Raw genomic sequence first — 14,042 nt, forward strand, 5'->3', positions numbered from 1 at the left:
TTTATCTATTCATTGTATAGGAAAGTGGAATATGCTTAGAAACTATCTAAAAGTCGCTTGGAGAAACCTTTTACGAAACAAGATTTATTCGATTATTAATATCTGTGGATTGGCGATAGGACTGGCGGTTTGCATGCAAATTGTACTTTATACTGGTCATGAATATAGCTATGACAAATTCCATAAAAATATAGATGATATCTACAGGGTAGAAACCGAAATTAAATTTGGCAATGATCCAATATTTCTGCCATATATGGGATATACGGATGGTTCAGAAAGTGCTCAAGTAATACCTTCAATCGAAGATTTTCAGCGTTATTTGACCAGTTCAAGGGTAACAGTTGAAAACCCTGAAAATCCTGCATTAAAATTTTTAGAGGATAAGCTGTTATTTGCGGATGATAATTTTTTCAACTTCTTTTCTTTTGAACTTCTAGAAGGAGATGCAGACCAACTGTTGCAGAATCCTTTTTCCATCGTATTGACAGAAAGCACGGCGAAAAAATATTTTGGAAACCAAGACCCCATAGGTAAGACCCTTCGCTATGACGGTGAGCATGATTTTATCGTAACTGGTGTCGCCCAGAATTCACCTTCCAACTCCAGTATTCAATTCGATTTTGTGGCAACAGTTTCCAGTTTGACTAATATGGAAAACCTGAAATTTCATATTGAGGATAACTCCCCGGAATTTAACACGTATTTTAAATTAAAAAAGGACATTAAGCCGACAATGGTGGAAATGGCCTTGTCTAATATCAGCAATTTTACGGGTGATGACCATTCTTTATCTAACAGAAAATTTATATTAAAACCATTTCAAGAGCTTCATTTAACGGGAAACTCATCCAATATTAAGTATATTGAAATATTTCCTTATGTGGCACTTCTCATTTTACTGTTGGCATTGGTCAATTATGCAAGCCTCTCAACCGCTCATGCAGCAACCCGTTCAAAGGAGATTGGAGTAAGAAAGGTTTTGGGGGCGAATAGAAAGTCCATTGCGGTTCAGTTCTTTTTTGAGTCCGTATTGTACACAACAATTGCTTTTGCTGCTGGTTACGTTCTGTGCATGCTGTTTCAGCCCTATTTTTTTGACTTTTTACAAATACCCATTGACAACGCCTTTTTGTATAGCCGGAATATGCTTATTTCATATACAATACTTTTTGTAATGACCGTCCTGTTAGCGGCAACCTATCCAGCTATTTTACTTTCTGCCTATCGTCCAGTTATGGCTCTTTATGGAAAAATAAGGAAGCAAGAAGGAGCTATAAGCGTTAGAAAATTCTTTACCGTTTTTCAATTCTCCATTTCAGTTATATTGATAATTTGTGGTATAGTTATTGATCGGCAGATGGATTTTTTTAGATATGCAGAAACAGGGGTTGACCGAGAAAATACAGTTATGCTTTCATTTTCTGCAAAGGTAGGTGAACACTTTACAGCATTTAAGGAATCAGTTTTGGCATTGCCCCAAGTCGCTCAGACAAGTGCCTCCAGCACTCCCCTTTATAAAGGGCATAACATGATGGGTGTACAACGAAACGAAAGTGAGGAAATGGCTTTTTTACCTTTTATGAATGTTGATTCAAATTTTATATCGCTGTTGAATCTAAAATGGGAAATACCATTAGCTGGTCTTAATACTTTAAACGAGGGTAGCGAATTTGCATTGATAAACGAGGCCACTATTGAAAAGTTAAACCTCAACAAAAATCCTGTAGGTCAAAAAATTAATAATCAATATGAGATAAAAGGTGTTTTGAAGGATTTTGTTTATACATCGTTACATCACAAAATAGGGGCACTTTGTTTATTGGTCAATTCAAATGGAAAGACCTCTCCTTGGCTAGAAAATGGTGGCACAATGTTTATAAAAATAGCACCCAATGTTAATTTTCCTACTTTTTTAGACCAGCTCAAAAATGTTCACATAAAATATGATGAGCAAAATCCATTTGAATACTATTTTTTGGATGATGTTTTTGACGCACAATACAAGGCTGAAGATCGGCTGGTAAAAATATTCAGTGTTTTTACAGCTTTTGCAATTTTAATTGCGGCCATGGGATTATTTGGGCTTATAACATTTATCGCAGTTCAAAGAAGAAAGGAAATTGGGATTCGAAAGGTGCTAGGTGCCTCTGAGAGAAATGTAGTATCGTTATTGTCAAGGGATTTATTAAGACTAGTATTGATATCCTCTCTTTTAGCGTCTCCGTTAGCTTATTGGTGGTCAAAAAATTGGTTAGAGGACTTTGCATATCGCATCTCCATAACCTGGTGGATGTTTGGGATTACTATTATTGGGACCTTGGTAATTGCACTCATGACATTAAGTTTTCAGGTCATAAAAGCAGCAAGGGCCAATCCTGTAAAAAGTTTAAGGTCGGAATAAATTTATCTATTCATTGTATAAGAAAGTAGAATATGCTTAGAAACCATTTCAAAATTGCCTGGAGAAATATTTTTAAAAACAAGGTGTTTTCTTTCATTAATGTAATAGGGCTGTCCATAGGTATTTGTGCGGCCATGGTCATTGGGGCTATTGTGTATTATGATTTTTCCTTTGATACATTTCATCTTGACAAAGAGCGTATCTATCGGGTGGTAAGCGTTTTTGAAACAAAAGAGGGTACCTTCTCCAATAGGGGGGTGCCCATACCCTTGATGCGCACTTTTAAAGAAGGTGTATCCGGAGTAGAAGTTGCGGCTCCATTTTTCAATACATCATTCCATAAAGTTGAAAACCAAGAGGACGACCTTAAGTTCAAAAACGCCGAAGACGCCCTTTTTGCTGGTGATAATTACTTTAACGTGTTCCATTACGAGTGGTTGGTCGGCGATAAGAAAACGGCACTGTCACAACCTGCCCAAGTGGTATTGGAACAAAAAAGGGCTAAAAAATATTTTCCCCATACAAAACTTGCCGAAATAGTGGGCCGCACCTTAATGTACAACGACTCCATACCTGTAAAAGTCACTGGGGTTGTGGCCGGTTTTACGAACAATACCGATTTCAATTTTTATGAGTTTATGTCGCTCCCTTCCGCAAAGCTGTTCGGTGAAAGTGATATGGCCACCGATGAAGAGTGGAATAGTACCAGTTCGGGCAACCAACTCTTTTTTAAGGTAAACGGGGAAGGGGCTATGGATAACGTTCAGGCCAGACTGGATGCTTTGGCCGAGGAGCACAAAAGTACGGAACCTTGGGCGGCCGATGAAAAACGATTATTTGCGCTTCAACCTTTGGAAGATCTTCACTTTGGTGGAAAATACAACAACTATCCCTTTAACAATTCGGAGCATTCGGGCGACCTAAAAGTGTTAAAGGCCCTAGGATTTGTGGCTCTCTTCTTGCTTTTGTTAGGGTGTGCCAACTTTATTAACCTTAGCTCTGCGCAAGCGCTGACAAGGGCCAAGGAAATTGGAATCCAAAAAACCTTGGGCAGTTCCAAGAGACAATTGATCGTTCAATTTTTGTGCGAGACGTTTTTATTGACCATAGTGGCGGCCCTACTTTCTGCTTTGCTAGCCCCATTACTGTTGAAACAGTTTACGGATTTTCTGCCTTCGGGCATAGATTTAGACGTGCTGTACTCTCCTTGGGGGCTGGCTTCAATCTTACTGTTAGTCGCTACGGTAAGCCTGTTATCCGGGTTTTATCCAGCATTTGTATTGTCCAAATTTAGGCCGGTTTTGGTATTAAAAGGACAAATGGTAAAAGGCAACAAGGGAACCCGTCTTCGTAAGACCTTAACGGTATTCCAATTTGCGGTGGCGCAGGTTTTCATTATTGCCACAGTTTTGGTTGGCAAACAATTATATTATGCAATGAACAAAGATATGGGCATTAAAACCCATGCCTTGGCTTTTGTCCATTTGCCATGGAACGGAAATACCGATACAAAGACCCAATCTTTTTTTGATAGGGTAAAAAACATCAATGGGTTATCCAATGTGAGTCTGGGCGGAAACCCACCGGCGTCCAATAATGTGCAATCTACCATACTTACTTATTATAAGGATGGCAAGGAAACCCATCAAGGGACGGAAATGCTCAAAGGTGACCTTACCTACTTAGATACATATGGTATACCTTTGCTGAGCGGTAGGGAACGTTTAAATGACAGTATAAAGGAGTTTGTTGTAAATGAGGCCTTTGCTAAAGGTCTAGGTTTTCAAGACCCTTCCCAAGTAGTGGGAAGCATTGTAAAGCTGGATACCACCAACATACCCGTTGTAGGTCTGATACGGGATTTTAACCAACGCTCGTTACGGTCCTCCATTAAACCCTTGGCCATATACGGTCAGTGGAACAAGAACTCATGGAGCAGGTATACTACACTGCACTTTGACCTAGGACCGGATTCCAAATCGTGGCAGGATGCTATTAAAGAAGTAGAAAATGCCTGGGCAACGGTCTATCCCGATGAAGAGATAACCGTCAATTTCATGGATGACACCGTTAAGGGATTTTATAACAAGGAACGCCATACGGCGCAATTACTGAAATGGGCTGCTGGGCTGGCCATTCTAATCAGTTGCTTAGGTCTTTTCGGACTTGTCATTTACACCACGGAAAGACGCACCAAGGAGATTGGTGTAAGAAAGGTTTTAGGGGCCAATCTGCTCCAATTGAACCTATTGCTCAGCAAGGAATTTATGGTGTTGGTATTTATCGGTTTTGCCATTGCCGCTCCGTTGGGCTGGTGGGGCGTTAACAATTGGCTGCAGGATTATGCTTATAAGACAACGCTTAGTTGGTGGGTTTTCGCTGCCAGTGGGTTGGGAATGGTCATTGTAGCACTTATCATCATAGGACTCCGAATTTTTAGAACGGCGAATATCAATCCCGTGGAAAGTTTACGAACGGAATAAAGGGACTAAAATAAAGTCAGAATCAATCAAAAAATAATATCATGATCAAAAACTATCTAAAAGTCGCTTGGAGAAATTTAATTAAGGATAAGACAAATACATCCTTGAATATAATTGGGTTATCAATAGCATTTGCGGTTGCCATTTTATTGGGAATGGCCGCTTTGTATCAGCTTTCCTTTGATAATTTCCACGAAAACGGTGCATCCATCTATAAAATTGTCAGAACCCAACAAACCCCAAAAGGTCCTGAAGCAGGTACGGTACAACCTGCACCCTTGGCACCTGCCTTAGAGGCTGAGGTCCCAGGAGTGAAACGGATTACTAGGTATTTGCAGGACGGTACCCTTGCTTTTTACAACGATAAGGAAGTAGATATGGATGTTGTTTGGGTAGACCAAGATTTCTTTTCCATGTTCAGTTTCCCAATTTCCAACGGAAATGAAACGGAACCTTTGAATGACCTGAATGGTGTAGTATTAACAAAAAAAGCGGCGGATAAACTATTCGGTTCTACGGATATTATTGGTAAAACAGTGAATCTATTGGTAAATGGCATTCAAAAACCATTTACGGTAAGTGCCATTACGGATGATATTGTACCTCAAAGCACGTTGGAATTTGAAATTGCCGCACGTTTTGAAAGTCATAAGGATTATTTTGATAATAAGGAGCAGTGGGATTCCCAATATCATGATGTATATGTTGAATTGGATGAGGGCGTGACCGCTTCTGGTTTTGAAAATATTAGTGCCTCTTTTGTAGACCTACACTATAATGAAGGGATAGAAATGTTAAAAAGGGATGGGGCTTCCCCGGATTCCAACGGCCGATTTATAGACTTGAGATTAGTACCCATGACCGATGTTCATTTCACCAGTTTAAAAAACGGAACTATACAGATTAGTAGAGGCATGCCCTATCTCATTTTAGGAGTTGCTTTTTTAATCCTATTCATTGCCTGTGTCAACTATATCAATATGAGTATTGCCAAAACGGCAAAACGTCTCAAGGAAATTGGGATGCGTAAAACCTTGGGGGCCCAAAAAAAGCAGCTCTTTTTTCAATTTTGGAGTGAAAGTCTTTTTGTATTTGGGGTATCCATAGGTGTCGGCGTATTGTTGAGCTTGGTATTTTTAGATGAGTTTAAAACCATGTTCAACACTCATATTTCGGCAGAAATGTTGTGGAACCCTACGGCAATTATAGGCCTACTTGGCATGGTGTTAGCCATATCCATGTTTGTGGGTGGATACCCGGCAATGCTGATGAGTCGTTTGGGGACCATTCAATCTTTAAAAGGAAAACTGGAATCTACAGGGAGCAACAAGGTTAGGGATGTGCTTATGGTATTTCAATTTGGGATTGCCATATTATTGATTATAGGCACTTTGGTGTTATGGGGACAAATTGAATACATGCGTAACAAAGATTTGGGCTATGATAAGGAACAGGTGGTTTCCTTTCCGTTGAATGGAAAGCGTAATAGTAATGACGTGGTAGATTTACTGAAGGATGAATTAAAGGGTAATCCGGATATCCTATCTGTTAGTGGGGCTGATAATAACCTTGGACTTGGAAAGGATGGCAGCCGATCATCCAGTAAAATTGGTTTTGAATATAAAGGCCGAGCCGTAAAGACTAATTTTTTGGTCGTAGACCATGATTATATTAAAACCTTGGGATTAGAGCTAGTGGCAGGTAGGGATTTTGAAAGCGCCGCCGATAGTTTAGGCGTGGTCATTAACGAGTCAATGGCCAAGGAATTGGAGGAAGAAGACCCACTTACAGCACAATTGGAACTTGATGATGGCGTTTATTATCCGGTCCTTGGAGTCGTCAAGGATTATAATTTCAATGATTTGGACAGGGCTATTGAACCCATTACTTTTTACATGAGTAGAGAATGGGGGCTTACCTACGCCTATGCAAAAGTGGCACCCCAGAATATGGCTAGCTCTTATGATGCCTTGGAGCGTACTTGGAAAAAATTGGAACCGAATGCTACATTTTTGGGTTCTTTTTTAGACGAGAATGTTGACAGAACCTTTAGAAGTGAAAAAACAACGGCCAAAATGATTACAAGCGGTTCACTCATTGCAATCATATTAAGCTGTATGGGTCTTTTTGCGATGTCCCTGTTAATTGTTGCACAGCGCACTAAGGAGATAGGGATTAGAAAGGTGGTAGGCGCCAGTGTAACGTCCATTACGTATATCCTCACCAAGGATTTCTTGAAATTGGTAATGTTGGCTTTCCTCATTGCTTCTCCCATTGCATGGTATATAATGCGACAATGGTTGCAAAACTACGCCTATAGAATAAACTTAGGTGTTGGGTTCTTTGTTGGAGCTGGAGCCATTGCCGTTACAATAGCATTATTGACTATTGGAACCAGGACCATTCAAGCGGCACGGGCCAACCCGGTTAAATCACTAAGAGACGAATAAAAAATAACTAAGAAATAAAAAAACCTTACATTAAACAGAAAACTATGTTGTTACAGTTAAAGAATATATTCAAATGGGTCAACTCTGGCGGACAGCGTGTCTTTTTATTGAAGGACATTAATTTGGAAGTAGAAGAGGGAGAGTTTATTTCCGTAATGGGCCCTTCGGGTTCTGGTAAATCCACCTTATTGAATGTTATAGGAATGTTGGACACCTTTGACGAGGGCGAATATAATTTCTTGGATGAATCTGTGCACACCCTAAAGGAGAAACACCGTTCCAACCTGTACAAGGAATATATCGGTTTTGTTTTTCAATCCTATCATCTCCTGGATGATTTAACGGTACAGGAAAACTTGGAAATGCCCCTTCTGTATAAAAAATTCAAAGGCTCTGAGCGTAAGGCCATGGTTGCCGATATGTTAGATCGATTTAATATCGTGGGAAAAAAGGATTTGTTCCCTGCACAGTTAAGTGGAGGGCAACAACAGCTTGTTGGGGTGGCCAGGGCATTGATCGCCAATCCCAAGTTGATTTTAGCCGATGAGCCAACGGGTAATCTTAACTCCCAACAAAGTGAAGAAATAATGGAGCTGTTCAAAAAATTAAACCAGGAAGATGGGGTCACCATTATTCAAGTCACGCATTCCGAAAAAAATGCGGCCTATGGCTCACGGATTATCAATTTGCTGGACGGGAGAAAGGTTTAATTTGTATTATTATTTCCATTCCTTTAATCCATTATTGGAAACTTTATAGAAATATGGTCTTTGTTTCAAATTCTCATGTAGTTCGACCTTTTCCTTAATGAGCTTCCAACTCTTTAAAATCAAATGAACTTTTTCTGAATATTTTTCGCTGCCAAAGCTTAAAGCAAAAACCGATACTTTATGACGTTTCAGCAATTTAATATGTGCTTTAAGGGCCTTTCTATCAAACGTTACCAAAACTCCTTTCTTTTTTGAAATCTTTGGAATTAGATTAGGATCTTTAATGCCTGGTTTGAATATTCTTCTTGTCGGACTTACACTGTGCTTACCTTCTAATTTTTCGATTAGATTCAATGCGTCAGGAATATTATTGTCGAAATTCTCGTCAAAGAAAAACTCCATTAAGCAGATTGATTGTAATAGGAAATCGCATCATTTATAGTCTCATAATTGAGATTGTAAATGTTTGAAATTAACTCCTTGCTATCTCCTGCGTTGTACATTTCAGCAACACTTTGGACGAGAATATTTGTGTTTTTTATTGTTGGCTCGCCAAACTGATGTTCAGGATCTATTATAATAGATTTTTCTTTTCCTAATGGATAATAGGATTTTGCAATATTTTTCGAGTTATACTCGATTTTCTTACAAAAAGGAAGGACTATGCCTTTGATTGCAGTTTGCTTGGATTCATCTGCTTTTATTAAATCCTTGCTATCTAATTCAAAAAGAATATCAGATCCAGAAATCAATATTTCATGATGAGCAAACGGATAGGGCGTTTTTAATTCTTTGGAAAGAAATTCATGCGCTTTGAAAGTTGTTGGATATTTAATACCGTGTTCACGTAGAGTGTAAAAAATTTTTATTTCAACAAGGCTTAAAAAATTTACAGCTTTATGACCTTCAATATCCAATAAATACTTATGATTTGATGAATCTTCGAGTTTATAGTTATAATAATAATTGAAAATATGCGAAATCTTATTCTTCTTAATTTTAAGAATATCGGAAATGCTTGTAATTGTATATATACCAGCTCCTAGTTCAAGTTTTTCGCGTACCATCGTTATCTCAATATTATAAATAGTGACTTGTTATAGATTGTTGCCATTATCAATAACTAATTTTGTATCAATTAATTGCTTTAATTGATTTACTTCTAATATAATGTATAGTTTAGTTATTTTTTGTTAAAGAATGCAAATTTAAGATATTAATCCATGTACCCTTCTGGATGCATTTCATCAAATTCCGTGTTTTCTTGAAAGGCTTTTGCCAATAGAAGAATACTGGCCTCGTCATAGAGATTCCCTACCAAAGTGATGCTGGTGGGGTGTTTGTCCTTGTCCAACCCGGTTGGAATGGCAATAACGGGGTGTCCCGTTAAATTCGTAATGACCAACTGTCTATTTCCAAAGGATGGTGAGATGATGACGTCGTAATCTTTGATCAGTTCGTTCATTTTCTCAATCAATACTTCCCGATGTCTATTGGCCTGTAGGTATTCTACTGCCGGAATAAATCGGGCCTGACGAAGGGAATTGGCCCTAGAGCGTTGGTCCTGTTCCACCATTTTGTCCACATCTGCCGAAAGGACCAAGTCATCAAAAAATGCACCTGCCTCGGCCCTCAAAATAATATCAAAACTATTGAAAGGCACATCATCCGGTAATTCTAACGAATCCATTTTTATGCCCATTTTTTTAAAAATCTCCAAGGCTTTGGTCAGATTGTCCTTTGATTTTGAGGTATCCTTGTCGATATCTTTTTTTAGGTATCCTACCTTAAGGGTGGCAACATCTTTGTTTTTGTCAAAACCAAAAGGATAGTCCGTGGTAGTAGGGTCTTTAGGGTCTTTTCCAGATATGATGCTGTAAACAATTGCGCAATCTTGAGCATTACGGGCCATAGGACCAATTTTGTCCATGGACCAACTTAAGCTCATAACACCATACCTGCTTACACGACCATAAGTAGGGCGTAGGCCGGTAATGCCATTACGGGTACTGGGGGAAGTAATACTGCCCAAGGTTTCGGTACCCAACGCAAAGGGAACCAGTCCTGCCGAAGTAGCTGACCCGGAACCTGCAGATGAACCGCTTGCCCCTTGTTTTATATCCCAAGGGTTTTTTGTTTTACCACCAAACCAAACATCCCCACGCGCCAAGGAACCGGAGACCAATTTGGCAATCAATACTCCCCCGGCATCTTGAAGTTTTTCCACCACAGTAGCCGTCATATCAAATTCCTGATTTTTGTAAGGTTCCGCTCCCCAAGTGGTTTTATAACCTTTGACGGACATAAGGTCTTTTACTCCATAGGGAATACCATGTAAGATGCCTCGGTATTTACCGGCTTGCAATTCCGCATCCAATTTTTTGGCCTGTTCCATGGCCAGTTCCTCCGTTATCGTAATGGTAGATTGAAGAACATTATCATACTTTTTTATCCTGTCAATGAAGAATTGGGTCAATTCAACCGAAGTAATCTTTTCGTTTTTAATCAAGGAAGCCAATTGCGGAATGGTATAAAAAGCCAATTCCGATTTTAAGGTGGGCACTTCCACGCTATCGGGAATATCCCAAGATGGAATTCCCGCTTGGGTTTTTTGTGAAAAGTGAAAGGGTAAAGGATCAAATTTTATGGCGGGAAACACCGTATAATCCAAAGGGTATTTTCGCAAGGAGTCATATCCTTTCTTGTTTCTTTTCAAATAAGGATACAGGGTGTCAATCTGTTTTTTGGTAAAGGAAAGTCCCACTAAATCTTGACTTCGTTTTACATCTTTTTTTGAGAACTTTTTTGATCCCCCGCAGGCACTTAGAAAAAAAGTCAATATCAATACAACTAAAAATATGTGTTTACCACAAAAGGACTTTTGCATTCAATAAGGAATTGGTTGGCTTCTAAAATACTACAATTACAGCTTTTTAAACTTTAATTTCTAGAATAAAAATCGGTATAAATTCGTTTTTGTATTTATGTTAAAATAAAAAGTTCTTATTGTTTTATCTTCAATTTCAATGCTCTAACTTCTTAATCTCATACCTAAGGCCTATCTTTGTTGTTTAGAATGAATATATATAATGAAGATAGATAAAAAGGAGGTTTTAAAGGCTTTGGAAACCATTACGGTTCCTGGTGAAGGGCAGAATATGGTGGAAAGTGGATCCGTGAAAAATATTCAGATTTTTGGGGATGAGGTAGAGGTAGACATCACCATAAAAAATCCAAGTCTTCAGGCCCGTAAAAAAACGGAGGTTGAAATCCTTAAGGCCATCCATAAGAAAGTGTACGAAAAGGCAAAGATAAAGGTGAACATCAAGGTAGATGCTCCTTCCACTCCCCCTAAGGTCAATGAAATTAAAGGAAAGCCAATTCCCGGCATTCAAAATATTATAGCTGTAGCCTCGGGTAAAGGTGGTGTAGGCAAATCTACGGTAACGGCAAACTTGGCGGTTACTTTGGCGAAGATGGGTTTCAAGGTAGGACTATTGGATGCCGATATTTATGGACCTTCCATGCCCATTATGTTCGATGTGGCCCATGAAAAACCCTTGGCGGTAAATGTCAACGGAAAGTCCAAAATGAAGCCTGTTGAAAATTATGGGGTAAAATTACTTTCGATTGGATTTTTTACCCAACCGAACCAAGCCGTTATTTGGAGGGGGCCAATGGCCTCAAAGGCATTGAACCAAATGATTTTTGATGCCCATTGGGGAGAAATAGATTTTATGTTGTTGGATCTACCCCCTGGAACTGGGGATATCCACTTGAGCATTATGCAATCCATGCCCGTGACAGGTGCGGTAGTGGTAAGTACTCCGCAAGAAGTCGCCTTGGCCGATGCTCGAAAAGGAGTGGCCATGTTCCAACAAGAATCCATTAATGTCCCCGTTTTAGGAATTGTAGAAAATATGGCCTATTTTACTCCAGCGGAGTTGCCTGATAATAAGTACTATATTTTTGGGAAGGAGGGTGCTAAACACTTAGCGGAAGACTTGGATGTTCCTTTTTTGGGTGAAATACCCTTGGTACAGAGTATACGAGAGGCCGGTGACGTAGGTAGGCCGGCAGCCTTGCAAACCGCAACACCTATTGAATCTGCCTTTGAGGAACTGACCAAAAATGTGGTTCAAGAGGTAGTGAACAGAAACGAAAATATTCCGCCAACTGAGGCGATCAAGATAACAACAATGGCAGGCTGTTCTGCCGTTAAAAAGAAGTAGTTATGACAACAATGACTTCGGATGACTTAAAAGAAAAAGTAGAAAAGGCCTTGGATGAAATTCGTCCCTTTCTGCAAAGTGATGGTGGGGATATCTCCTTGATTTCCATCGATAATGGAAATTCCGTAAAGGTGAAGTTACACGGTGCCTGTGTGGGATGCAGTGTAAATCAAATGACACTAAAAAGTGGTGTTGAAATGACCATTAAAAAATATGCCCCCCAAATAGAAGAGGTTATCAACGTAGTAGAATAACCTGATAATAATCATAAATTTTAAACTTTCCCACGAGTAGTTTAGCCAGCTAATAGCGCTATACATGATTAAAACAGATATACTTATAATAGGGGCCGGTCCAACAGGCCTTTTTGCCGTTTTTGAAGCAGGATTGTTACAATTAAAATGCCACCTTATCGATGCGTTACCGCAAGCTGGTGGACAATGTTCTGAGATATACCCCAAAAAACCCATCTATGATATTCCAGGTTTTCCGGAAGTTCTTGCCGGTGATTTGGTGGATAACCTCATGGAACAAATTAAACCTTTCCAACCCAGTTTTACTTTAGGGGAAAGGGCCGAAACCATTGAAAAATTAGATGATGGTACCTTTGTGGTCACCACAAATAAGGGGACCCAACATAACGCTCCGGTAGTGGCCATTGCCGGAGGGCTTGGAAGTTTTGAGCCAAGAAAGCCCTTGTTGGAAAATCTTTCGGAATATGAGGATAACGGGGTATCTTATATGATAAAAGATCCTGAGGTTTATCGTGATAAAAAGGTCGTTATTGCAGGTGGTGGTGATTCTGCATTGGACTGGAGCATATTTTTGGCCGATGTTGCATCCGAAGTGACCTTGGTACACCGAAGAAACGAATTTAGAGGTGCCCTGGATTCGGTTGAAAAGGTACAAAACCTCAAAAATCAAGGAAGGATTAACCTAATAACCCCTGGAGAAATAGTAGGCTTACAAGGGGAAGGGCAATTAGAATCGGTTACGATACGGAAAACTACCAACGCCGCCGAAGATATTACTTTGGAGGTAGATAATTTTATACCCTTGTTTGGACTTTCACCCAAATTAGGGCCAATTGCGGATTGGGGTTTGGAAATTGAAAAAAATGCCATCAAAGTAGACACGTTCGACTATCAAACCAATATTCCCGGAATCTATGCCATTGGGGATGTTAATACCTATCCCGGCAAACTCAAATTGATTTTGTGTGGTTTCCATGAAGCCACATTGATGTGTCAAAGTGCCTATCAAAGAATATTTCCAGATAAAAAATACGTTCTAAAGTACACGACCGTTGGAGGTATTAACGGATTTGATGGTTCAAAAAAAGAAGCTCCCAAAGCAGTAATAAAAGCGATTGATTAAAATGACCGATATAAAAATCAAAATAACCGACCGTGACGGTGTATTGCATGAAGTAGATGCCCCAACCGATATGAACATGAACCTGATGGAAGTGGTGCGTTCCTATGAATTGGCTCCTGAAGGAACTATTGGGATTTGCGGAGGAATGGCCATGTGTGCGTCTTGCCAATGCTATGTGAAATCTGACCATGACTTACCGGAGAAAAGTGATGATGAAGAGGCCATGTTGGCGGAGGCTTTTAATGTTCGTGAGAACAGCCGTCTTGGGTGCCAGTTACATATTAGTGAGGATATGGACGGACTGGAAGTTGAGCTTGCACCTGAGGAACTTTAACAAATTCAAATTCAAGAGTCAAGTTCAAACCCATAAAGAAATAATTCAAATT

General features: G+C 39.5%; 11 protein-coding genes. 8 read left to right on the forward strand and 3 right to left on the reverse strand.

The annotated features are described in order from the left end of the window. Positions 1-31 precede the first annotated feature (31 nt). Genes CJ263_RS10210 through CJ263_RS10225 form a run of 4 tightly spaced genes read left to right on the forward strand, consistent with a single transcriptional unit; the run spans position 32 to position 8,047 of the window. Positions 32-2,404 carry an ABC transporter permease gene (locus tag CJ263_RS10210; protein WP_094997171.1) on the forward strand — a complete coding sequence of 791 codons (2,373 nt, stop codon included), beginning with the start codon at positions 32-34 and terminating at the stop codon, positions 2,402-2,404. A 32-nt stretch (positions 2,405-2,436) separates the two neighbouring features. Beyond that, positions 2,437-4,887 (forward strand): FtsX-like permease family protein, encoded by a 2,451-nt coding sequence (locus tag CJ263_RS10215; RefSeq protein WP_094997172.1) that lies wholly within the window; start codon positions 2,437-2,439, stop codon positions 4,885-4,887. 41 nt (positions 4,888-4,928) lie between these two features. Beyond that, the gene (locus CJ263_RS10220) at positions 4,929-7,337 is read left to right on the forward strand and encodes an ABC transporter permease (protein ID WP_094997173.1); all 2,409 of its coding nucleotides are present in this window, start codon (positions 4,929-4,931) and stop codon (positions 7,335-7,337) included. Between the two features lie 44 nt (positions 7,338-7,381). Continuing rightward, positions 7,382-8,047 (forward strand): ABC transporter ATP-binding protein, encoded by a 666-nt coding sequence (locus CJ263_RS10225; RefSeq protein ID WP_094997174.1) that lies wholly within the window; start codon positions 7,382-7,384, stop codon positions 8,045-8,047. Positions 8,048-8,056: 9 nt separating this feature from the next. Here the strand turns inward: CJ263_RS10225 and CJ263_RS10230 are convergent, their stop codons facing one another. The 3 genes from CJ263_RS10230 to CJ263_RS10240 all read right to left on the reverse strand — a co-directional run bounded on the left by CJ263_RS10230 (position 8,057) and on the right by CJ263_RS10240 (position 10,934). Further along, positions 8,057-8,449: a PIN-like domain-containing protein gene (locus tag CJ263_RS10230; RefSeq protein WP_094997175.1), complete on the reverse strand. Its 393-nt coding sequence runs from the start codon at positions 8,447-8,449 to the stop codon at positions 8,057-8,059. Beyond that, on the reverse strand, positions 8,449-9,114 hold the full coding sequence (locus CJ263_RS10235) for a DUF433 domain-containing protein (RefSeq protein WP_094997176.1): 666 nt from the start codon (positions 9,112-9,114) through the stop codon (positions 8,449-8,451). Before CJ263_RS10235 ends, CJ263_RS10230 begins: the two co-directional genes overlap by 1 nt. A gap of 149 nt (positions 9,115-9,263) precedes the next feature. Further along, the gene (locus tag CJ263_RS10240) at positions 9,264-10,934 is read right to left on the reverse strand and encodes an amidase (RefSeq protein WP_094997177.1); all 1,671 of its coding nucleotides are present in this window, start codon (positions 10,932-10,934) and stop codon (positions 9,264-9,266) included. Positions 10,935-11,136: 202 nt separating this feature from the next. Here CJ263_RS10240 and CJ263_RS10245 point away from each other — a divergent pair, with 202 nt between their 5' ends. The 4 genes from CJ263_RS10245 to CJ263_RS10260 all read left to right on the forward strand — a co-directional run bounded on the left by CJ263_RS10245 (position 11,137) and on the right by CJ263_RS10260 (position 13,990). Next, positions 11,137-12,279 carry an Mrp/NBP35 family ATP-binding protein gene (locus CJ263_RS10245; RefSeq protein WP_094997178.1) on the forward strand — a complete coding sequence of 381 codons (1,143 nt, stop codon included), beginning with the start codon at positions 11,137-11,139 and terminating at the stop codon, positions 12,277-12,279. Between the two features lie 11 nt (positions 12,280-12,290). After that, positions 12,291-12,533 (forward strand): NifU family protein, encoded by a 243-nt coding sequence (locus tag CJ263_RS10250; RefSeq protein WP_094999208.1) that lies wholly within the window; start codon positions 12,291-12,293, stop codon positions 12,531-12,533. A gap of 64 nt (positions 12,534-12,597) precedes the next feature. Next, positions 12,598-13,656 (forward strand): NAD(P)/FAD-dependent oxidoreductase, encoded by a 1,059-nt coding sequence (locus CJ263_RS10255; RefSeq protein ID WP_094997179.1) that lies wholly within the window; start codon positions 12,598-12,600, stop codon positions 13,654-13,656. Between the two features lies 1 nt (position 13,657). Next, positions 13,658-13,990 (forward strand): 2Fe-2S iron-sulfur cluster-binding family protein, encoded by a 333-nt coding sequence (locus tag CJ263_RS10260; protein ID WP_094997180.1) that lies wholly within the window; start codon positions 13,658-13,660, stop codon positions 13,988-13,990. The last annotated feature ends 52 nt before the right edge of the window (positions 13,991-14,042 follow it).

The sequence above is a fragment of the Maribacter cobaltidurans genome, assembly GCF_002269385.1.
Lineage (GTDB): Bacteria > Bacteroidota > Bacteroidia > Flavobacteriales > Flavobacteriaceae > Maribacter > Maribacter cobaltidurans.